We start from the raw sequence: 21,829 nt of genomic DNA, 5'->3' as shown, positions 1-21,829 counted from the left end.
TTTTTTAGTTTGAATTAGTAATCTTCCTTATTTTATTATTGGTGCACCTGCTAATATTTCAGCATTGGCAAATTCTCTAAATTTTGCAAAATTAGCCTCAAATTTATGAGCTAATTCAACAGCTTTTGTATCGTATAGTTCAGGATTTTTCCAAGTATTTCTTGGATTCAGGATTTCGCTTGAAACATTAGGGCAGGACTGCGGAACCGCAATTCCAAATACTTCATGGTTTACAAATTCCACTGAATCTAATTCTCCTTTCAAAGCGGCCGTAATCATGGCTCGGGTATATTTCAGTTTCATTCGGCTTCCGGTTCCATAAGGACCGCCAGTCCAGCCTGTGTTGATCAGCCATACTTTTACGTTTGCTTCTTTCATTTTTTGGCTTAGCATTTCGGCATATTTTGTTGGATGCAGAGGCATAAACGGTGCACCAAAACAGGCAGAGAAATTAGGCTGAGGTTCTGTTACTCCCGCTTCGGTTCCTGCTACTTTTGCAGTGTATCCTGATATAAAATGATAAGCCGCCTGCCCAGCTGTCAGTTTTGAAATTGGAGGCAGAATACCGAAAGAATCAGCAGTTAGGAAAAAGATGTTTTTTGGATTCTGACCAATAGAACCTGGCTGAATATTTTCGATATGTTCAATAGGGTAACTTACTCTAGTGTTTTGTGTAATCGAAATATCCTCAAAATCAACTTCATTAGTACCTGATTTGAAAACTACATTTTCTAGAATAGCTCCTTTTTTGATAGCTTTAAAAATGTCTGGCTCATTTTCCTCGGTAAGATTAATTACTTTGGCATAACAGCCGCCTTCAAAATTGAAAACAGTATTTTCATTTGTCCATCCGTGTTCATCATCACCAATTAGTTTTCTGTCCGGATCGGCAGATAAAGTTGTTTTTCCGGTTCCGGACAATCCAAAGAATATTGCGGTATCTCCATCTTCGCCAACGTTTGCACTGCAGTGCATTGGCAAAGTATTTTTGAAAACAGGCAGGATAAAATTTAATGCTGAAAAGATTCCTTTTTTCATTTCGCCGGTATAGCCAGTTCCACCGATAAGAGCAATCTTTTTGGTGAAATCTAATATGGCAAAATTGCTTTGTCGTGTTCCGTCGACAGCAGGATCGGCAAGAAATCCAGGAGCGCAGATAACTGTCCATTCTGGAGTGAAGTTTTCCAATTCTTCATTAGTAAGCCTCAAAAACATATTGTGACAGAATGAATTAGCCCAAGCTGTTTCGGTTACTACACGTACATTTAGTTTGTAATTGGTATCAGCACAAACATAAGAATCTCTAACGTAGATTTCTTTGTTGGATAAATAAGCAGTTACTTTTTTGTAAAGCGCATCAAAAGCAGTTGGTTCAAACGGAATATTTATGTTTCCCCACCATACTTTATCCTCTGTAATGCTGTCTTTAACGATGAAACGATCTTGTGGAGAACGCCCAGTAAACTCCCCAGTATTAATTGCTAATGCTCCCGTATTGTTTTCGAGTCCCTGTCCTGATTTGATCGTAATATCATGTAACTCATTCGGGCTTAGCTGATACTGAACTGCAGCATTTTCAATTCCTAGTTCTTTTAACGAAATCGATTTCGTAAACAAAGCGTAGTTGTCCATAAAAATAAATTTTTGTGAGTGTTGTTATTTCACTGCAAAAGTATAATTTATTTTTATAACTGCATTATAAATTATTTTTCTTTTTTTAAAGGCTTAATTAAGTCAAATAACAAAACGAACCATGCTGAAATAAGAAATACCCCACCGATAGGAGTTATGAAACCAATTGCTTTAAAGTCTATGGGAGTCAAAGAATTGGTAGCCAAAAGATAAATGGAACCTGAAAAAAACAGCACTCCAATAATGGTCAGATTAAGGATAGTTTTTTTTAATTTTTGATTGATTAAAGATGTTGTTCCGATGAATAATAAAAACAAAGCATGGTACATTTGATAGCGTACGCCGGTTTCAAATGTGGAAAGCTGTCCAGCTGTGAGAACATTTTTTAGACCATGTGCTCCAAAAGCACCAAGAATTATCGCAATCATTCCAAAAATCGCTGCTGTCGAAATTATTTTCTTATCCATTTCTTTTTATTTAAAGTTGGACAAAAGTATTTCATATATTTTAAACCGAAGGTATTTTACAAGACTTTTGCAGTAGTTTATGCAATAATTAACTTTGGTGAATTTAGTTTCACTTTATAAAGTTGCTTTTTAATTTAAAGAAATAAAAGCTTTAAAATATTTGTTGTAAATATAACAATATTGTATGTTTGTGTTATATTTTTAAATGTTTTGAAAATATTTGATACTTTAAATAAGGATAAAAACATCTTATTTATTAGAAATTTAGAATCTAAACTGGACTTTGAATTAACAACTATGAGAACAATTCTAATTATAGGCGCGGGAAGATCTGCTTCATCTTTGATACAATACCTTTTAAATAAATCGGTAGAGGAAAATCTTCATGTTATTATTGGTGATCTGTCTTTGGCTTTAGCCCAAAAAAAGACGAACAATCATCCCAACGCAACCCCCATTGCTTTAGATATATTTGATGAAAATCAAAGAAGAAATGCTGTCCAAAAGGCAGATGTTGTTATTTCGATGCTTCCGGCTCATCTTCATATTGAAGTGGCTAAGGACTGCATTGTTTACAAAAAGCATCTTGTGACAGCATCTTATATAAGCGATGCAATGCAGGAATTGGATGAAGCAGCGAAAGCAAATAATCTCATTTTCATGAATGAAATCGGGCTTGATCCGGGAGTTGATCACATGAGTGCGATGAAAGTTATTGATGAAATTCGCGAGAAAGACGGGAAGATGCTTTTGTTTGAATCTTTTTGCGGCGGACTTGTAGCACCCGTATCGGATGATAATTTGTGGAATTATAAATTTACGTGGGCTCCAAGAAATGTGGTGCTTGCTGGGCAGGGAGGGACTGCTAAGTTTATACAGGAAGGGGCTTATAAATATATTCCGTATGTGAATTTGTTCCGCAGAACCGAGTTTTTAGAAGTCGAAGGATATGGACGATTCGAAGCGTATTCTAATAGAGACTCGCTGAAATACCGCAGTGTTTACGGTCTTGATGATGTGCTTACGCTGTACAGAGGAACCATTCGTCGGGTTGGGTTTTCAAAAGCTTGGAATATGTTTGTGCAGCTAGGCATGACCGATGACAGTTATAGTATGGAAAACTCAGAAAACATGAGTTATCGCGAATTTGTAAATTCCTTTCTTCCATATCACCCAACGGATTCTGTCGAAATCAAAATGAGACTGATTCTGAAAATTGATCAGGATGATATCATGTGGGATAAATTATTGGAGCTGGATTTGTTTAGCCGTACTAAAAAAGTAGGACTGAAAGATGCCACTCCTGCGCAGATTCTTGAAAAAATACTGAGTGACAGCTGGACTTTACAGCCTCATGATAAAGATATGATCGTGATGTATCATAAATTTGGCTATGTTATTAATGGCGAAGAAAAACAGTTGGATTCCAAAATGGTCTGCATAGGCGAAGATCAGACTTATACTGCAATGGCAAAAACCGTTGGACTGCCTGTAGCTATGGCAGCATTATTAATTTTGAATGGCAAAATTACGACTCCCGGCGTACAGCTTCCAATTCGCAAAGAAGTCTATCTGCCCATTTTGAAAGAATTGGAAGAATATGGGGTTGTGTTTAATGAACAGTCAATGCCTTATGTGGGATATAATCCTGATAAAGTTTTTAGTTAATTTTAATTTTAGATTTTTTTAATTTTTTTTTTAGACAAAACCGCATTGAGGAATGCGGTTTTTATTTTGAAATTATTAATCGGCGCTTTGAATAGTTATAGGTAAGCTGTATAATGTTCTAACTGGTTTGTCATAGATTTCTCCTGGATTCCAATTCGGACATAATTTTAAAACTCTAAGAGTTTCTTTCCACGTTCCATATCCAATATCTAATGTCACTTTTATATCCGATAATGAACCGTCTTTTTCTATTACAAATGTTGTATAAATTTTCCCTTTAAGTTTAGCGTCATCTGCCGTTTTTGGCAGTTTAAAATTCTCACCTACAAATTGATAAAATTTTTCAATTCCACCAGGGAACTCTGGTTCTTTTTCTACTTCAGCAAGACTGTGTACCATTTCATCTAGCTTTCTTATTGAATCTGTTTTGTAAACAGGACTTTTTTTAAGATTCCCTTTATTTTCTGAAATGGTTATTTTAATGGTATCTCCGCCATATTTTAAATGACTGTTTTTTAGATTTTCATCAAAATATTTAGGGGTGTATAAAGCGAATTGAAAAGGCTGCGGAAATTTAGCTGTTCTTGCATTCTTACCAACAATACTTCCTGAATAATATGCAAAATCCGCAGCTGAATAATTGTCTAATGCTGCATTGGATACATGCTTATTATCAATCCAAATGGCATATTTTTTTGAATTTTTAAAATCATTATATTCTTTATTTGATGGCTGTTTTTTTGTAGATGGTTCAGGTACATAATTTAAGTATGTTTTTTTCTCTTCCAAAGTCAGTTCCTCGTACATCTTATCTATAGAAGAGTTATTTCGTTTGTTTTGAACAATGATTCTTACACCTGCATAATAGGCATCTCTTCTTTTGTCCTTAGAATTGTCCGTTTGAGTGATGCTTTCATTATTTTTTGCAGTGCTTTTAGCAGAAGACAAGGAGTTTTTTTGAGCAACGCTTTGCACGCACATAAAGTAAATAAGTCCCGAAAATAAAGGCAGAAGAGCTATTTTATAAAGCACTGCCCTTGTTCTGGAAAAGGACTTTGTCATCATAGTAAATCGTTTTTTAGTTATTGAATAGTTTAAATTGCTGGTTATATCGAATGCAGGGTTTGTGTTTACATGAACAAGCAATAGATTTTGATAAAAAGGAATGTTATCATAGATGGTTATTACTTTCTCATCGGCGAGAAATTCGTGGTTAAGCTGTATTGCTTTTTTGTAGAAAATAAAAATTGGATTAAACCAAAACAGCATTTTTAATATTTCGATAAACAAAACATCCAAAGTATGTTTTTGATTTACATGTATTAGTTCGTGTGTATATAATTCGGCTTCAATTTTTCTATTGCGGTAATCGGTTTCGTTGATAAAGATGCTGTTCCAGAAAGTATGTGGCAAGGTTTTTTCCTCGAGTAAAACTAGTTTTGCATTTTTATAATCTATAATGGTGTTCGATTTTATTTTGGAATTTATTTTTAGAATGTTTCTCATAAAGCGAAACAGTAATAGTAGAGTGACCAAACCATATATACTCCAAATTATAATTACTGTGTAATTGACGGTTTCCGGCATGATTACCATTGTCGCTTCTCCAGTCATAACGGTATTGGTCTGCACTAATGTCTCTGCAGATTTATCAATAACCTCAATAGTTATGAATGGAACTATAAAAGAAAATATAATACTGAATAACAAGTAAAACCTATTGAATTGGTGCATTTTTTCTTTTTCCAATATCAAATGGTAAAAGAGTAAAAGAGCCAACAGATTGATGGAGGATTTGATTATAAAGTCTATCATTTTTTCTTTTTTTGAATTTCTGAATCGATTATTTTTTTATGAATTCAAATATTTTATTTGCAATTTCATTTTGTCCATTTTCGCTTGTCAGGTAAGTTCTGTCATTTTGGTTTGATAGATAACCTATTTCCACTAGTAGTGCAGGGCATTTTGAGTTTTTAATTATAAAAGAATCGGCATCTTTAACTCCTCCATTCGCAAGTTTTTCGTTTGTGATTTCGTCAACTAAATTTTTAGCGTTTTCCATCGACTTTTCGTAAAAAACATTTTGTTTGGAAACATAAGCATGCACTCCATTTTCATTTATATTTTTTGAAGCATCTATATGTAATGAAATTACCAGACTCGGGTTTATTTTGTTTATTTCTAATACTCTTTCGTTTAAAGCAATAAAGCGATCACCTTTTCGAAGTAAAACAATTTCAATTTCACCTTTCTTATTCAATGAATTTATTTTATTCGCAATGTTTTCTACAATTTTCTTTTCTTGTTCGGCACCAATTTGTGCTCCATTATCATTACCTCCATGTCCTGCATCAATTACTATTATTTTTTTGTCTAATGGTAATGGTTTGAAAGAAACTAATATAAAGATTGCTGAAATGCCCAAAACTGCTAAAAGTTTTATTGATGCAGTTCTTGATTTTGAAGTGTTTTTTGTCATCATGATAAGTCGTTTTCTCGTTGCTAAAAAATTTAAATTACTGGTTAACAAGAAAGGCTGGAAGGCACTTACTTTGTTTAATAAAAGGTTTTGATAGAAAGAAATATTTTGATGTGTTGCTATTACATTTTCATCTGCTAAGAATTCATGGTTAAGCTGAATGGCTTTTTTGTAAAAAATAAAAAGAGGGTTGAACCAAAACAGTGTTTTCAAAATTTCGATGAAGATCACATCGAGCGTGTGTTTTTGTTTTACATGTGTTATTTCATGAGTAAATAATTCTTGTTCAATTTTCCCATTCTCATAATCGTTTCTATTCATGTAAATGGAGTCCAAAAAAGTATAAGGTAAAGTATCTTCTGTGAGTAAAATTACTTTTGTGTTTTGATAGATAACAACTTTAGACAGCTTAGCTTTAGCAGTTATTATATATATCTTTCGAATGAAGCGAATGCTTAATACCAAAGTAATTATACTATAAGTCAGCCATAAAAGAGGAACCCAATAATTGGTTTGTTTAATGTCGCTGATATTTGTCACTTCGGGTTGAATCGGAAGAATGTCCGCAGCTATCACCTGTTGCGAGATTATTTTGCTGTAAATAGCAGGCATATCTTGATTAATTTCAAAAGATGTAAAAGGAATAACTAATGAAAACAACAAACTGATTAATAGAAAGTATCTATTGAAGCGATACATTTTTTCTTTTTCCAATACCAAATGATAAAAGAGAAGAAGAGCCAGCAGGCTGACGGAAGATTTAAATAGAAAGTCAATCATTTTTTCTTTTTTTGAATTTCTGAATCAATTATTTTTTTAAGTTCCTCCAGTTCCGATGCCGATAAATTCGTTTCGGTTGTGAAGAAAGAAGCAAATTGCGAAGCCGAATTGTTGAAGAAATTGCTAATCAATCCGTTAACGTGTTTGGAGAAATAATCCGTTTTTTTTACCAAAGGATAATATTCGCGCGAGTTTCCAAATTCATTATAAGCAACGAATTTCTTGTCTATCATTCTTTTTAGTAAAGTAGCAACTGTAGTCGGTGCAGGTTTAGGTTCAGGATAGGCTTCAAGCAAGTCTTTCATGAAGGCTTTTTCAAGCTTCCATAGATGTTCCATTAATTGTTCTTCAGAGTTGGATAACTGCATGGTTTTTAGTTTTTAATTTTTTCCTTTATCATTAGTGCTGGCAGGTCTTTTTTATATTGCTCCACATCCCATTTTATTTGCCATTTGCTAACGTAATCTGCCATTGGCGGCAGTCCGATTTTAGCCCTTCTTTCATCAACGTTGTCAGGATCTTCAAGTGATGAAACATAAAATATTTTTGTTTCATTGTCTCTTCCTATCTGGCTTCCATAAATTTGTTTACGGCCTTCTCTTAGGGAAACTCTGTCTTCCATTAGTGCTAAACTTGCACCGTTTGCATTACCTTTTTTAACGGCTTCTCTCATCATTGGCATGTATTTTTGCTGATACTTTAAATCAGCGTGCTGTATTACCAAAAATAAAGTCTGATTTGCTTGAGAGCCTACAATGTCTTTTCCAACCCATCCCTTTTCGTCTAATATTTTTATAACTTTCAATAGATTTATACTGTCCTTATATCTCATTAAATTGTTAATGCTGTCAAACGATTTGTTTCCAGGACCCTTGTCTTTGTATATTTTCATAAATTCTCCTCGAATGTCTTGGTCTTCTGCATAAATAGCCAACAGTTCTTTTTGTAAAGGTTTGTCGTAATGAGCTTCAAGTATGTCTAATTTTTTTTGAAATTTTTCTGTTGTATTTTTCCATTCCTTATTTTCATGAAGAGACTTCAAATCGGCATCTATTTGTAAATGCGTAATGTTTTCATATCCGTTATCTATGGCTAGATTTAGCCATTTAAATGCTTTTTTGTCTTGTTTTGACAAGGCTGCTGAACATGCAGCATTATAAAAATCATTAGGTTTTGTATGTTCAATTTTAAATGCTTTTTCATAATAATCAACAGATGTTTTATAATTTTCTGCTGTGTAGCAGGAATCTGCCTTGTGGATCAAATTTTTATATGTTTGAGCGTGTATTAAACTGTTATTTATAATTAAAAGGAATGCAATTATTTTTCTCATAAGGTTTAAAGTTATATTATTTTATTTTTTGTTCTGAAATAAATTCACCATTTTCATATTTTCTGGTAGAAATTAAGTTGCCGTTTTCGTCAAAGTATTTCCACTCGCCATAATAAAACCAATGTATTTCGGGACCTGTGACTACTAGTTTTGTTTTTCCTTTGGATTGTATAGTTCCATTTGGATTGTAATGGGTAGTAATACACTTGTTTTTTCTGTAAATTTCTTTTTTGCTTATTTTGCCATTGGTGTAATAACGCCATTTCTTTACAGGGTCATCATTATTATATTTTCCAACTGATTTGTATTTTGTGCTATCTATAGAATATTCCTCTATCCAAAGTCCGATTCTTTTCTTGTTTTCTTTTTGATTTATAGAAGCTGTTTTACATCCAATGAAACTTAATGTTAGGCATAAAATGATAAATAAGTTTTTCATAAATTAGTTTTGTTCTACAAAAATAGATTTAGCTCTACAAATGTAGAATAAAAAATAATACGGCCAAATTTTTTGTTATTTTTTTTAAAGAAAATAGCTGTTATTGAAATAATTTAATTCTGATAATTAGTATTTTATGAAATACAGAAGTTCTAGTCCTGATAGAAGTGGAAATCCTTGTGGGCCGGGGTTCGGCCTACAAGATTGTAACGGATAGCAGGAATCAGCTCCAAATATTTAGGATAAAGCACAAAAAAAATCCGCTCATTGCTGAACGGATTATGAATTTTGATTTTGTGAATTATTTCGAAAGCTCCACAAAATATTTATAAAACAACGGAATGGTTTCAATCCCTTTTAGAAAATTAAAAATTCCGAAATGCTCGTTTGGCGAATGTATGGCATCGCTGTCAAGACCAAAGCCCATAAGGATTGTTTTGCTTTTTAGTTCTTTTTCGAATAAGGCCACAATAGGGATGCTTCCTCCGGAACGCACAGGAATTGCCGGAATTCCAAAAGTTTCGGTATATGCTTTGTTTGCAGCCTGATATCCAATACTGTCGATTGGCGTCACATAGCCCTGACCGCCGTGATGAGGTGTGACTTTTACAGTAACACCCGCCGGCGCAATGCTGATGAAATGTTTGGTGAAAAGGTCTGTGATTTCTTCCCAGTCTTGGTTGGGAACTAAACGCATGGAGATTTTAGCAAAAGCTTTGCTGGCAATAACGGTTTTGGCACCTTCTCCGGTGTATCCGCCCCAAATTCCGTTTACATCTAATGTAGGTCGGATCGAATTGCGTTCGTTGGTTACATAGCCAGTTTCGCCGTAAATATCATTTAGATCTAATGCTTTCTTATAATTATCGAGATTGAAAGGAGCTTTGGCCATTTCGGCTCTTTCTTCAAGAGAAAGTTCTTCGACATTGTCATAGAAACCAGGAATAGTAATATGATTGTTTTTGTCGTGAAGCTGGGCAATCATTTTGGCCAAAATATTAATAGGGTTAGCAACTGCTCCACCATATAATCCAGAATGGAGATCACGGTTTGGTCCGGTAACTTCGACTTCGACATAGCTTAAACCGCGAAGTCCCGTTGTGATAGAAGGCTGCTGATTTGAAATCATTCCCGTGTCCGAAATCAAAATCACGTCATTTTTCAGTTTTTTGGTATTGTTTTCCACAAAAGTTTTCAGGTTGACACTTCCTACTTCTTCTTCGCCCTCAATCATGAATTTTACATTACAAGGCAAAGTATTGGTTTGAATCATGTATTCAAAAGCTTTTACATGCATATACATCTGGCCTTTGTCATCACAGGATCCTCTGGCAAAAATTGCACCTTCAGGATGGATTTCAGTTTTTTTGATAACGGGTTCAAATGGGGGAGAAGTCCATAATTCTAATGGATCTGCAGGCTGAACATCATAATGTCCATATACTAAAACCGTAGGCAGTTTTGGGTCGATTATTTTCTCGCCATATACGATAGGGTAGCCGGCAGTGTCGCAAATTTCGACAAAATCGCATCCTGCATTCTCTAAACTTGCTTTTACGGCATCAGCAGTATCAAGAACATCTTGGGAAAAAGCGGTGTCTGCACTTACAGATGGAATTTTTAAAAGTTCTATTAATTCGTTGATAAACCGATCTTTGTGTTTTGTAACGTATTGTTTTATGTCTTCCATTAAATCAGAATTTTTTTGTGAATCAAAAATACAAAAAATAGAATAGATATTTTTTTTAAAAAATCCTTTGAATATTGGAAGATATGATTATCTTTGCACCCACAATTGAGCGGATATGGTGAAATTGGTAGACATGCCAGACTTAGGATCTGGTGCCGCAAGGCGTGTAGGTTCGAGTCCTATTATCCGCACTTTAAGAATCCTTTAAACGTTGTAAACAAACGGTTAAAGGATTTTTTATTTTATCCTTTCCCGTATTCCCCCGAAATATTTTTAAAGCTAACAATGTACCAGTAATAATTTATGGTTCTAGCTATTTAATTCTAAAACTACAATAGGATTTTTTTTTGTTAAGTTAATCTCTTTCTGATAGAATATTTCCGTACTATTCTTCAAAATAGGTTTATATTTGAAATGTTAAAAAACTAATTAGTTTTCTGCTGATTTTTTAATTATAACAATGCTAAGATTTCGAATTAGTTTAAAACAGTATCAAATCAAAAAAAATAACTTTTAAAAGACTTTGAATGAAGAAACTTTACTCATTATTATTACTTGCTTTTTTTGGAATTTTATCATCTTATTCCCAAACTATCGATGAGACTTTCGTTGAGCCAATACCTTATAAAGCAGCAGGAATCACAGTTACAAGACAACTTCCTAATGGTAAGATTTTAGTCGGAGGAGATATTGCATTTTATAAGGATAAAAAGGTAAATAATCTTATTCGCTTAAATGCAGATTATTCGCTGGATGAAACATTTTTATTCAATGATCCTAGTAATTTAAAAATTAAAAAAGTTGAATTGCAGCGTAATGGTAATATTATTGCAGTGGCTCATTTTGATAATCCTTATAATATGCAAGATGAAAAAGCAATTATTTTTCAACTCAGCGCAGACGGTGAAATTAAAGCTGAGATTACGGATTTAAAAGATGTTACATCAATTGCAATACAATACAATGATAAAATTCTTGTTTCTGGAGGTTTTATATCAGACAATGGTTATTTAAAAAGATACAATGGCGATTTTAGTATTGATGGAACTTTTAAAAATGATATTTCTTTTGATAAAAAAGTAAGTGATGTAAAAGTTTTTGATAATTCTATATATGTGAGCGGTTTATTTTCGTTAGTTGATGGAATGACTAAGAATAGTATTGTAAAATTGAATTCTGAGGGTATAATTGATACCGCTTTTGATGTAGGAGATGGAGCTAAGGGGTATGGATTTTCGATGACAATTCAAGATGATGGTAAATTGTTAATTGGTGGAAACTTTCTCAGGATGATTGATAATTTACCCACTTATAATATGTGTAGGTTAAATTTAGACGGGTCAATTGACAACAGTTTTTATTCTCAATATTATAGTTATGCAAATTCTGCAGTGGTAATAAAGGATTCTTTTGTGTACATTGACGCCGAAATAAATAACGGAATTGTTAGTAGACCTTATCTAATTAGGCTTAATTCTGATGGATCATTGGACGAAAATTTTAATCCTGTTAAATTGAATGAATTTGGTTCAGATAATTTTGTTAGTAGTTTTGTAGGAGATAAAATTTTTTATAACAATTCCGAGCAAACAGGAAATAGGTATGGTTTATCTGTATGTGATTTAGAAGGGAATGTAAAGCCTTCTTCTGAATTGCAGCCTTGTAGATTAGGTGCTTTCTTAACTGGTGGTTATTTTGATGGAAAATTAGTTTGCGTAGGAGATTTTGTAAAAATTAATGAAATTGAAACCTATGGAATTGGTTTGTTGAATGAAAACGGAACGGTTGATAATTCATTTGTTTTTTCAAAATATCTTGGTGAAATTAAACAGTTTCAAATTATAGACAACTCAACAATTTTTGTCAGCACTAAAGATAAATTCTTAAAACTGGATAATAATGGAAATGTTTTAAAGGATTTTGATTTTAAAAAGGATAGCCAATTATTAGCAATTGAACAATTTAAAGTTCTAGATAACGGTAAAATTTTAATTACTGATCAATGGGGTCTCTACATGCTGAATGAAGAAGGGAAACAAGAAGCTGTATTCCCAGTAAATTCTGATCCAAATTTTTGGACTACACATATTAAATTTGAAATGCAAAATGATAAATTTATTTGTAGATATCTTTTAAATCGTTCTGGTTTAGGGTATACGGTTAAACTAATTCGATTTAATTTTGATACATCAATTGACACTGATTTTAATATTGGGCAGGGACCGGATTCATTATTTGAAAAAATGAAAGTGCTGAAGTCTGGCGAGATTATACTTGCGGGTGGTTTTTTAAATTATAATGGAATTTCGTCTCCTAACCAAATTGTTAAACTGTCCAAGGACGGAGAAATGGACCTTAAATTTAATGAAAATGTAAGTGTATCACAAATAGGTAATCTAGGAGGAGTTACATACCACCATTATAGTAAAATAGAGGAAATGGATTCTGTTATTTATGTTAGTGAGGTTTCAGTTGCTGGCCCAAGCGTCACTGCTATAAATCTTGACGGTACTTTTAAGAAAGATTTTTCTATGCCAAATGTAATTGATGCTGTAAGTGATCTTATCCCTATAGAAGAACAAGAAACAGAAAGTTCGATAATTTCCCGTAAATCAAAAACATCAATGAATACTAATAATTATATGTTTGCAATAGGAACAGCAAAGAATGGAATTAATGACCTTTCTTCTATAGTTATAAAGGTTAACATAGGTGCTAAATCATCATTATCCCTTGATCTCACACCTGAAAAATGGGTTTCTAATGTGCAGTTTTATCCGGTTCCGGTGCAGGAAAAAATGAATTTATCGTTTTCAAATTCAATTTCACCAACCAAAATTGCTGTTTATTCTTCAAATGGTACAGAGTTGTACTCATCTAAAGTTCAAAGTACAAGTGGAACCGAAATTGATATGTCTATGTTTGCTTCAGGAGTTTATTTTATAAAGGTTTTTTCTGATTCAGGAGTTACAACGAAAAAAATAATTAAAAAATAAATAACAATTAATCTACATATTTTGAAATCCTGAAATTATTAATAATTTCGGGATTTATATATTATAGACTTTAAATTTATTTTTTCCTAAACGAAAGCAGATTTTTATTTATTGAACTTTTTTGTTTATAGCAAAATTTAAATCTTAACTTCCTATGAACGGTTTGCTATTCTTGTCAATAAAAAATAAAAACACTCTCGTTAGTTAATAGTAGCAAAATTGGTTCAGTAAGATTGTTTTCTGATTTAGTGTTCTGTCGTTAAAATGGCTGTATGGATTTGGTATTAAGATGCAATGAAGAAATTAAATTTTTGTATCAATCAGCAGGAATTTTCTGTTTAGTGAATAGCTGTTGTCTCTGTTGGCTTCTTCAATTGGTTTTGGAAAGTCATAATATATGAAATACGTTTCATTTATTTTAACTAATGAAATGGTTACAAGGCAAATCATCAATATTAAGGTTAATTCAATCCATAAAAAAACCTCGGAAAGCATAACCTCCCGAGGAATTCTATAAAGACTAACATTCATTAATCTTTTAAACTAGATATTCTAACTAATAACCAAATTTTATATAATAACTAGTGTTTATTAAACTACTTAACCGAAAATTTAAAAGTAGTTTTTGTTTTATAATTTTCTCCCGGACTTAATACAGTCGTTGGGAAATCTTTTTGATTTGGAGAATCTGGGTAATGCTGTGTTTCAAGACAAAAACCAGTTCTGTGTGCATATGTTCCGCCGTTTCTCATTGGTAAAGTTCCATCAAGGAAGTTCCCAGAGTAGAATTGAATTCCAGGCTGATCAGTATACACTTCTAATAATCTTCCGCTTCCAGCATGGTAAGCCGAAGCAACTAAACGGTCTCCTTTTCCTTGGTTATTTAAAACCCAGCAGTGGTCATAACCCAATCCTTTTTTCAATTGGTCATCAGCTGCATTGATTTCTTTGCCAACAGCTTTTGGCTTTCTAAAATCGAAAGGAGTATTAGTTACATCAGTCAATTTTCCTGTCGGAATAAGCGTAGCATCTACTGGAACTAATTTATCTGCATCAATAGTGATTTCATGATCTAAAATTGGTTTAGAGAAATCAGATGACAGGTTGAAATAAGAATGCTGTGTCAAGTTTACAACTGTTTTCTTGTCGGTAGTAGCTTCATAAAGCACGTCCAATGCATTGTCTTTGTTCAAAGTGTAAGTAACAAAAACTGTCAGGTTACCTGGATAGCCTTCTTCCATGTCTTTGGCAACATATTTTAATTTTAAAGATGCAGTATCGCCTCCTTTAGCTTCCTCAGCAGTCCAAACTACTCTATGGAAACCTTCAGGTCCTCCGTGCAGTGCATTTGGTTCATTGTTAATGGCTAATGAGTATTGTTTTCCGTCCAAAGTAAATTTACCTTTTGCAATACGGTTGCCAAATCTTCCAATCAAAGCTCCAAAGTAAGGATTAGCTTTTTGATATTGTTCCAATGAATTAAAACCAATCACCACCTCTTCAGATTTTCCTGCTTTATTAGGCACTTTTAGGGAAGTGATAATACCACCATAGGTGATAATGTTTACTTCCATTCCTTTTTGGTTTTTCAAGGTGTAACGGTCTATTTGTTCTCCTTTTTCGGTTTCACCATATACCGTTTTTACTATCGATACAGAATCTGTGGCTTTAGCTTCTTGAGCAGTTCCCGCTGCTTCCTCTTTTTTCTCTCCTTTGCACTGTACATTCATACTTACTAAACTTAAAATGGAAATTCCATAAACACAACGTTTTACTAGATTCATATATTTTATTTTTTTTGGTTTACTACTTTATGCAAAACAATCATTTTGTTTCTCAGTCCGATAAAGCTTTGCCATATCATAAAAATAAGAAACGCCAAAGCAAAACAATACTTAGATTAGGATAATTTTAACAGTTTATCGTGAAACTATTCAATATTTTAACTTAAATCATTTAGGCGTGACCCTTCGTGAAAAAACTTCGGGTCGGGCTTTCCGTTCCCGCTTTTTTTATTTGGCAAAAAAGCCAAATAAAAAAGAGCTCCACTTCAATCCCTCACGCGGACTCCTGCTAACAACAAATTTAATTTTCAAAATAGAAGAAACTTAAATCAAAACTCTAATAAAATTACTCCTGCAGCATTTTCAAAATCCTGCAGGAGTTTAACTAACTTAACTAAACAATTTATTTATAACAATCCAAAAGTGATTGTGTATTACAGTCTTTTGGCATTAACAATTCACAATTAAACATTTACAATTTATTACAGTTTATGCTGAAACAAATGGAAATAAGCTTCATTTGCATTTATAGTATCTTTGAAATTACGGATAGTCGTATTTGCATCGATTACCAATAATTCGATACCAGCGATGTCAGCAAAATCTTCCATGAATTCTGTAGTCACAGCTTGGCTGTAAACAGTGTGGTGCGCACCTCCGGCAAGAATCCAGGCTGTAGCAGCTACATCCAAGTTTGGTTTGCAGTCCCATAACACGCGTGCTACTGGTAGTTTTGGTAATTCAGCCATAGGTTTCACTGCAGTCACTTCGTTTACGATTAATCTGAAACGAGTACCCATATCAACTAATGATACGTTGATAGCATCTCCAGCAGGGGAATTAAATACTAAACGAGCTGGATCTTCTTTTCCGCCGATTCCTAGCGGATGCACTTCGCAAGATGGTTTTCCGTCAGCGATAGATGGACAGATTTCCAGCATGTGTGATCCTAAAACGTATGATTTTTGCGGAGTAAAGTGGTATGTATAATCTTCCATGAACGAAGTTCCTCCTTCAAGACCAACATTCATAACTTTTAAAGCTCTAACCATTGCAGCAGTTTTCCAGTCTCCTTCACCACCAAAACCATATCCATCAGCCATTAAACGTTGTGTTGCAATTCCAGGAAGCTGTTTCCAAACTCCTAAGTTTTCAAAAGTATCTGTAAATGCTCCAAAACCTCCCTCTTCAAGGAAAGCTCTTAAACCTAATTCAATTTTTGCCGCTTCTGCCAAAGATTGTCTTTGCGCTCCGCCTTCTAAAAGTGATGGTGTTAAGTTATAAGAAGCTTCATAAACTGCTAATAAATCAGCTAATTGTACATCTGTTACTTTCTCAATATGTTTAGTAACATCTGAAGAATCATATCCATTTACAGACATTCCAAAACGCAATTGCGCTTCTACTTTATCTCCTTCAGTTACTGCTACTTCACGCATATTGTCACCAATACGTGCTACTTTTAAGTTTTGTAATTCGTTCCAACCCAAGGCAACTCTTGTCCAGTTTCCTAGTTTTGTCAAAACGCGTTCTTCCTGCCAGTGTCCTACAATTACTTTGCGTTTTTTACGCATTCTTGACATCATAAAACCAAATTCTCTATCTCCGTGAGCCGATTGGTTCAAGTTCATGAAATCCATATCGATAGTTGCCCATGGAATTTCGGCATTGTATTGTGTATGTAAGTGGCACAATGGTTTGTTCAAAATACTCAAACCGCCAATCCACATTTTGGCTGGAGAGAAAGTATGCATCCAAGTGATGATTCCAATACAGTTTTTGTTTGAATTAGCTTCTAAGCATAAATCCAATACTTGTTTAGGAGATTTCAAAGTGTCTTTAGTAACCACTTTTACTGGAATCTGAGAAGCTTCATTAAATCCTTTTCCCATAATTGCAGCATGTTCTGCAACTTTTAATAATGTTTCTGGTCCGTATAATTCTTGGCTTCCTACTACAAACCAAACTTCTTTTTGAGATATATCTATCATTATGTTTTTATGTTTAATCGTTAACTGTTTATTTGTTTAATCGTTTAACTGTTTAATCGTTATGTTGTAAAATCGATTCAACGATTAAACAATTCAACGAATAAACAATTACTGTCCGTAATACGAATCTTTTCCGTGCTTGCGCAGGTAATGCTTTTTGATCAAAGAATCTTTCAATCGCGGCGCATTAGGATTAATCTGTAGCGTCAGGTAAGCCATTTCGGCTACGACTTCAAGAACCTTAGAGTTGTAGACTGCTTTGGCAGCATTTTTTCCCCAAGCAAAAGGGCCGTGATTTCCTATCAGCACCATTTCTGTTTCTTCGTAATTAAGATTTTTTTCTTTGAAACAATCCAAAATTTGGATACCTGTATTATGCTCGTAGTTTCCTTCGATTAAGCTGTCATCCATTGGAGCAGCACAGGGGATATCTGAGGTTAAGTGGTCGGCATGGGTGGTTCCAAAAATCGGAATGTCTCTTTGAGATTGTGCCCACGCTACTGAGTAAGTAGCATGAGTATGTGCAACACCGCCAATATTTGGCCAGTTTTTGTATAAATAAGCATGCGTTTTAGTATCCGAAGATGGACGCAGGCTTCCTTCGATAACATTATTGTCAAAATCAACAATAACAATATCTTCTGGTTTTAAGTCTTCGTAAGGAACACCGCTTGGCTTGATGGCAAAAACTCCTTTTTCGCGGTCAACGGCACTTACGTTACCAAAAGTATACACTACCAGATTCAATGCATTCAGCTGCATGTTGGCTTCGTAACACTCTTGTTTTAAATCTTTATACTGTGAACTCATTTTTTCTTTTTTTAATAGATGGATCAGCATACGCACTTAATTGGTCATAAGCACAAAGCAATTTATTGTAAGCAGCTACTTTGTCAAGCTGCGGTGTGTACTCGCTTTCAAATGGACTTCCCATTTTTTGAGCGGCTTCGATTACGTTTGGATAAATTCCGGCAGCAACGGCAGCATAAATGGCAGCTCCCAATGCAGGTGCCTGATCAGATAAAGCTACTTTGATTGGTTTGTTCAATACATTTGCCAAAGTCTGCATGATAAATGGAGATTTACGTGCCACACCGCCAATACCAATTACGGTGTCAATTCGAACGCCTTCCTCTTCAAAACGATCCACGATTTTTTTAGAACCAAAACAGATGGCATTTACCAGTGATTTGAATACATGCGGTGCCTTTGTTCCTAAAGAAAGGTTTGATATAGCACTTTTAAGTTCCTGATTGGCATCTGGAGTTCGTCGCCCGTTAATCCAGTCTAATGCAATTGGAATACTTTCAGATAATGGAATTTTTTCTGCTTCGGCGGTTAACTGAACGATTAATTTATCACTGATTTCAGCTTTCAATTGTGCTTTTTGTTCTTCATTCAATAGGGCAGAAGAAGCAAGCAGATTCTCAGTTGGCCATAACAAAAGTTCTTTGTACCAAGCTAATAAATCTCCAAAAGCAGATTGTCCTGCTTCTAATCCGATATAACCTGGAATTACAGAACCGTCTACCTGTCCGCAGATTCCACGAACGGTTTTTGTTCCAATAGATTCTTTAGTATCAATAATAATATCACAAGTTGAAGTTCCCATTACACGAACTAGAGTGTGTTCGTCAATTTTTGCTCCCACAGCTCCTGAATGCGCATCAAAAGTTCCTACTGCAACTATTGTATCAGTAGAAAGTCCTAATCGGTCTGCCCATTCTTGGCTTAATTTCCCTGCAGCTAAATCGGATGTATAGGTTTCGTTATATAGTTTTCCGCGAAGTGAAGCTAGATAGGGATCTAATTTTTCTAAAAACTCTGCTGGTGGCAGACCATCCCAGTCTTCATGCCACATTGCTTTGTGACCTGCAGCGCAGCGGCTTCTTTTGAAAGTTTTTAAATCTTTATCGTCGATTAATAAATACGTCATTAAATCGCAATGTTCCATCCAAGTGTAAGTGGCTTTTTTAACCGCTTCGTCTTCTCTGGCAACATGTAAAATTTTGGCCCAAAACCATTCAGATGAATAGATTCCTCCTTCGTATTTTGTGAAGTTTTCTCCACCCCAGTTGGCAGCTAATTCATTAATTTCATTCGCTTCATTGATAGCAGTGTGGTCTTTCCATAAAACCATCATGGCATTTGGATTATGTTCAAAACCTTTTGTCAAAGCTAGTGGTGTTCCATCTTCGGCAACTGGTACTGGTGAAGATCCTGTTGTGTCGATGCAGATGCTTCGGATAAGCGAAGGATCTACTTTACTGTTTTCGACTACATATTTTATAGTAGTTTCTAATCCTTCAATATGATCCAAAGGATGCTGGCGAAACTGATTTATTGAGGCATTACAATATTCTTTATTTTTCCATCGCTTGTAATCACAAACGCTAGATGCTAATTCCTGTCCATTTTCTGTGTCTATCAGCACTGCGCGAACAGAATCTGAGCCATAATCCAATCCAATTACATAATTTTTCATCACGATTCTTTTTATATAGGTACAAATATATAATAATTATTTAATAAGTGTATAAAAAACACTTAATTTATTTTAGAGCCAAAATTATTTTAATTTCAGCTTCAAAACAGTTACAGAATAGGCTGGTACGCTCAATGATGCTTTTTCGCCTTTCAGAGTATATTCACTTTCTTTCGGGCTGATCTTTTTAGGCGAAGCAAATGAGTTTTCGTCAGTTGTATTAGGGCTTGTCAGCATAATTACTGTTCCTTTTGACTGGAATTTGCTTCCTTTTAAATCAATATTTAAATCTTGAGCTTTTGCAGAAGTATTAACTACTTTTACAATAACTTCTTTGGTGTTTACATCTTTTACTGCCGATGCAAATAAGTCATTTTGACCAGTTACTGCTTTTCCGTTTTTGGTGATTGCTAATAAATCAGTTCCTTTATTGTTAGCAAATAGTTTTTGTACATAGTAATTTGGTGTACCAAAAGACTCTAAATTATTAAACCAAATCATGTCTGGTGTCCATTGCCAGCCTTCTTCGTGAGCAAATAAAGGAGCGTAGGAGGTAAGGTGAACTACTTCGGCATTACGTTCCATTCCAGTCATAAAAGCAGCTTCAGAGAAAGCACATTCCCAGCTGTTTTTATTTTCAGGACTTGCAATAGCCACCGTTTGCGCAGCATATTCTCCAGCGAAAATTTTTGGTCCTTTACGGTCATAATTATCATAACGGGTAGCGTTTTCTCTAAACCATTTTGGATCTTTATAATAATGCTCATCAATGATTTCAGCGTTCAGTTTTTTAAGTTCCGATTGTGCATATTCAAAATAATCTCCTTCTGGGAATGGTCCGCTTCCTGAAACAATTGTGATTTCCGGGTGTTTTGCTTTGATTGCTTTTTCGAATACTTTATAACGCTCGATATAATCTGTTCCCCATTGTTCGTTTCCTACTCCAATAAATTTTAGGTTAAACGGTTTTGGGTGTCCCATATTGGCACGAACTTTTCCCCATGGAGTATCTACACTTCCGTTGGCAAATTCAATTAGGTCAATAGCATCCTGCACATAAGGATCCAATTGATCCATAGGAACTAATTCTCCTGTATTGAACTGGCAGGCCATTCCACAGCTTAAGATTGGCAGGGGAGAAGCTCCAATATCTTCTGATAATTGGAAATATTCATAAAATCCCAATCCAAAAGACTGAAAATAATCCGGTGTTGGTTTGTGACCAAATTCCATATTCCAGCGGTTAACCAAGATTTCTCTATCATCAACCTGGCCAACCGTTTTTTTCCATTGATAACGTTCTACAAGCGTTCTTCCCTCAACAATACAGCCACCAGGGAAACGCAGGAATCCTGGTTTCATATCATATAATAATTGTACTAAATCTTTACGAAGACCATTTTTTCGGTTATTCCAAGTATCTTCTGGGAATAAAGAAATCATATCCAAATCAATTGTTCCGGTTCCTTCAAATGTAAAACGCAGTTTTGCTTTTGCTTCTGTGGCGTTTGGAATAAGCTGGGCAGTGTATTCTTTCCAATCGGAAGTTGTTGGAACAATACTCGTTTCGCCTAAAATTTTATTGTCTTTTCCAATGAATTGAATAATTATCTTCGAAATGTTTCCTGCTTCTTTGGATGCTTTTAGAGTCAGATTGTATTTTGCTCCGCTTTTAATTCCCATTCCTCTGAAACCTTCATTGATGATTTCATAGCCTTTGGCATCTTTTACCGTGATTCGGCAGTAATTATGATTGGTTCCTTTTTTTGAAAATTGCACAGGAACAGCAATCCCAGATTCGGTATTGAAATTATGTCTGTCACTTTTTGGCTGTTTCCAGCCCATCAAAGGATCATCAAATTCAAAAGAACGGTTTTTTACCATTTCTGCGTACAATCCTCCATCAGCGGCAAAGTTGATGTCTTCAAAAAAGATTCCATACATTGTCGGCTGAATTTTGGTAATTGTATTACTGGTATTTACTTCAAGAGTCGTTTTTTGCGCATTGGCATAAATACCATTTAACAATAGACCGCAAAGGGTTATTTTGGTGATTAAATTTGTTTTCATTTTTTATTCTTTTAG

At 34.4% G+C, this 21,829-nt stretch carries 16 protein-coding genes and 1 tRNA gene; 3 read left to right on the top strand and 14 right to left on the bottom strand.

From position 1 onward, the window contains the following. Window positions 1-27: 27 nt before the first annotated feature. A complete protein-coding gene (gene pckA, locus C8P67_RS15470; RefSeq protein ID WP_115814070.1) occupies window positions 28-1,632 on the bottom strand; it encodes a phosphoenolpyruvate carboxykinase (ATP) in 1,605 nt (534 codons plus the stop codon). A 71-nt stretch (window positions 1,633-1,703) separates the two neighbouring features. Then, window positions 1,704-2,099, bottom strand: coding sequence for a DUF423 domain-containing protein (locus C8P67_RS15465; RefSeq protein ID WP_115814069.1), 396 nt, complete (start codon window positions 2,097-2,099; stop codon window positions 1,704-1,706). Between the two features lie 297 nt (window positions 2,100-2,396). Between C8P67_RS15465 and C8P67_RS15460 the strand changes: the two genes are divergently transcribed. Then, window positions 2,397-3,767, top strand: coding sequence for a saccharopine dehydrogenase family protein (locus tag C8P67_RS15460; RefSeq protein WP_115814107.1), 1,371 nt, complete (start codon window positions 2,397-2,399; stop codon window positions 3,765-3,767). A 75-nt stretch (window positions 3,768-3,842) separates the two neighbouring features. Here the strand turns inward: C8P67_RS15460 and C8P67_RS15455 are convergent, their stop codons facing one another. The 6 genes from C8P67_RS15455 to C8P67_RS15430 form a co-directional block, all read right to left on the bottom strand. After that, entirely contained in the window at window positions 3,843-5,582 is a 1,740-nt protein-coding gene (locus tag C8P67_RS15455; protein ID WP_115814068.1) for a M56 family metallopeptidase, read from the bottom strand. A 28-nt stretch (window positions 5,583-5,610) separates the two neighbouring features. Further along, complete coding sequence (locus C8P67_RS15450) at window positions 5,611-7,026, bottom strand: N-acetylmuramoyl-L-alanine amidase (protein WP_115814067.1); 1,416 nt, start codon at window positions 7,024-7,026, stop codon at window positions 5,611-5,613. Then, window positions 7,023-7,394: a BlaI/MecI/CopY family transcriptional regulator gene (locus tag C8P67_RS15445; protein WP_115814066.1), complete on the bottom strand. Its 372-nt coding sequence runs from the start codon at window positions 7,392-7,394 to the stop codon at window positions 7,023-7,025. Before C8P67_RS15445 ends, C8P67_RS15450 begins: the two co-directional genes overlap by 4 nt. A 5-nt stretch (window positions 7,395-7,399) precedes the next feature. After that, complete coding sequence (locus tag C8P67_RS15440; protein WP_115814065.1) at window positions 7,400-8,359, bottom strand: DUF6624 domain-containing protein; 960 nt, start codon at window positions 8,357-8,359, stop codon at window positions 7,400-7,402. 16 nt (window positions 8,360-8,375) lie between these two features. After that, a complete protein-coding gene (locus C8P67_RS15435) occupies window positions 8,376-8,798 on the bottom strand; it encodes a toxin-antitoxin system YwqK family antitoxin (RefSeq protein WP_115814064.1) in 423 nt (140 codons plus the stop codon). 301 nt (window positions 8,799-9,099) lie between these two features. Next, window positions 9,100-10,488 (bottom strand): dipeptidase, encoded by a 1,389-nt coding sequence (locus C8P67_RS15430; protein ID WP_115814063.1) that lies wholly within the window; start codon window positions 10,486-10,488, stop codon window positions 9,100-9,102. 109 nt (window positions 10,489-10,597) lie between these two features. On the opposite strand from C8P67_RS15430, the gene C8P67_RS15425 reads away from it, so the two are divergent. Together C8P67_RS15425 and C8P67_RS15420 are read left to right on the top strand one after the other, a co-directional pair. Next, a tRNA-Leu gene (locus C8P67_RS15425) sits at window positions 10,598-10,679 on the top strand. A gap of 336 nt (window positions 10,680-11,015) precedes the next feature. Then, the gene (locus tag C8P67_RS15420; RefSeq protein WP_115814062.1) at window positions 11,016-13,484 is read left to right on the top strand and encodes a T9SS type A sorting domain-containing protein; all 2,469 of its coding nucleotides are present in this window, start codon (window positions 11,016-11,018) and stop codon (window positions 13,482-13,484) included. 303 nt (window positions 13,485-13,787) lie between these two features. On the opposite strand, the gene C8P67_RS15415 is transcribed toward C8P67_RS15420, so the two are convergent. From C8P67_RS15415 to C8P67_RS15390, 6 genes are all read right to left on the bottom strand, one after another. Continuing rightward, entirely contained in the window at window positions 13,788-14,015 is a 228-nt protein-coding gene (locus tag C8P67_RS15415; RefSeq protein WP_147298244.1) for a hypothetical protein, read from the bottom strand. A gap of 65 nt (window positions 14,016-14,080) precedes the next feature. Beyond that, window positions 14,081-15,268 carry an aldose epimerase family protein gene (locus C8P67_RS15410; RefSeq protein ID WP_115814060.1) on the bottom strand — a complete coding sequence of 396 codons (1,188 nt, stop codon included), beginning with the start codon at window positions 15,266-15,268 and terminating at the stop codon, window positions 14,081-14,083. A 482-nt stretch (window positions 15,269-15,750) separates the two neighbouring features. Next, complete coding sequence (gene araA, locus C8P67_RS15405; RefSeq protein WP_115814059.1) at window positions 15,751-17,259, bottom strand: L-arabinose isomerase; 1,509 nt, start codon at window positions 17,257-17,259, stop codon at window positions 15,751-15,753. A 108-nt stretch (window positions 17,260-17,367) separates the two neighbouring features. Continuing rightward, window positions 17,368-18,069 carry an L-ribulose-5-phosphate 4-epimerase gene (locus tag C8P67_RS15400; RefSeq protein ID WP_115814106.1) on the bottom strand — a complete coding sequence of 234 codons (702 nt, stop codon included), beginning with the start codon at window positions 18,067-18,069 and terminating at the stop codon, window positions 17,368-17,370. Beyond that, entirely contained in the window at window positions 18,053-19,744 is a 1,692-nt protein-coding gene (locus C8P67_RS15395; RefSeq protein WP_115814058.1) for a ribulokinase, read from the bottom strand. Before C8P67_RS15395 ends, C8P67_RS15400 begins: the two co-directional genes overlap by 17 nt. 84 nt (window positions 19,745-19,828) lie before the next feature. Beyond that, the gene (locus C8P67_RS15390) at window positions 19,829-21,814 is read right to left on the bottom strand and encodes an alpha-L-arabinofuranosidase C-terminal domain-containing protein (RefSeq protein WP_115814057.1); all 1,986 of its coding nucleotides are present in this window, start codon (window positions 21,812-21,814) and stop codon (window positions 19,829-19,831) included. Window positions 21,815-21,829: the final 15 nt, after the last annotated feature.

The organism is Flavobacterium aquicola (assembly GCF_003385115.1).
GTDB lineage: Bacteria > Bacteroidota > Bacteroidia > Flavobacteriales > Flavobacteriaceae > Flavobacterium > Flavobacterium aquicola.
This window is presented reverse-complemented; position numbering and strand designations above follow the sequence as displayed.

Bases quoted from the DNA above. Each gene is read 5' to 3' on its own strand.
- C8P67_RS15430 (WP_115814063.1), bottom strand. From the start codon at position 10,488: ATGGAAGACATAAAACAATACGTTACAAAACACAAAGATCGGTTTATC.
- C8P67_RS15455 (WP_115814068.1), bottom strand. From the start codon at position 5,582: ATGATAGACTTTATAATCAAATCCTCCATCAATCTGTTGGCTCTTTTA.
- C8P67_RS15445 (WP_115814066.1), bottom strand. From the start codon at position 7,394: ATGCAGTTATCCAACTCTGAAGAACAATTAATGGAACATCTATGGAAG.
- C8P67_RS15415 (WP_147298244.1), bottom strand. From the start codon at position 14,015: ATGAATGTTAGTCTTTATAGAATTCCTCGGGAGGTTATGCTTTCCGAG.
- C8P67_RS15410 (WP_115814060.1), bottom strand. From the start codon at position 15,268: ATGAATCTAGTAAAACGTTGTGTTTATGGAATTTCCATTTTAAGTTTA.
- C8P67_RS15460 (WP_115814107.1), top strand. From the start codon at position 2,397: ATGAGAACAATTCTAATTATAGGCGCGGGAAGATCTGCTTCATCTTTG.
- pckA (WP_115814070.1), bottom strand. From the start codon at position 1,632: ATGGACAACTACGCTTTGTTTACGAAATCGATTTCGTTAAAAGAACTA.
- C8P67_RS15420 (WP_115814062.1), top strand. From the start codon at position 11,016: ATGAAGAAACTTTACTCATTATTATTACTTGCTTTTTTTGGAATTTTA.
- C8P67_RS15400 (WP_115814106.1), bottom strand. From the start codon at position 18,069: ATGAGTTCACAGTATAAAGATTTAAAACAAGAGTGTTACGAAGCCAAC.
- C8P67_RS15390 (WP_115814057.1), bottom strand. From the start codon at position 21,814: ATGAAAACAAATTTAATCACCAAAATAACCCTTTGCGGTCTATTGTTA.
- C8P67_RS15450 (WP_115814067.1), bottom strand. From the start codon at position 7,026: ATGATTGACTTTCTATTTAAATCTTCCGTCAGCCTGCTGGCTCTTCTT.
- C8P67_RS15435 (WP_115814064.1), bottom strand. From the start codon at position 8,798: ATGAAAAACTTATTTATCATTTTATGCCTAACATTAAGTTTCATTGGA.
- C8P67_RS15440 (WP_115814065.1), bottom strand. From the start codon at position 8,359: ATGAGAAAAATAATTGCATTCCTTTTAATTATAAATAACAGTTTAATA.
- C8P67_RS15395 (WP_115814058.1), bottom strand. From the start codon at position 19,744: ATGAAAAATTATGTAATTGGATTGGATTATGGCTCAGATTCTGTTCGC.
- araA (WP_115814059.1), bottom strand. From the start codon at position 17,259: ATGATAGATATATCTCAAAAAGAAGTTTGGTTTGTAGTAGGAAGCCAA.
- C8P67_RS15465 (WP_115814069.1), bottom strand. From the start codon at position 2,099: ATGGATAAGAAAATAATTTCGACAGCAGCGATTTTTGGAATGATTGCG.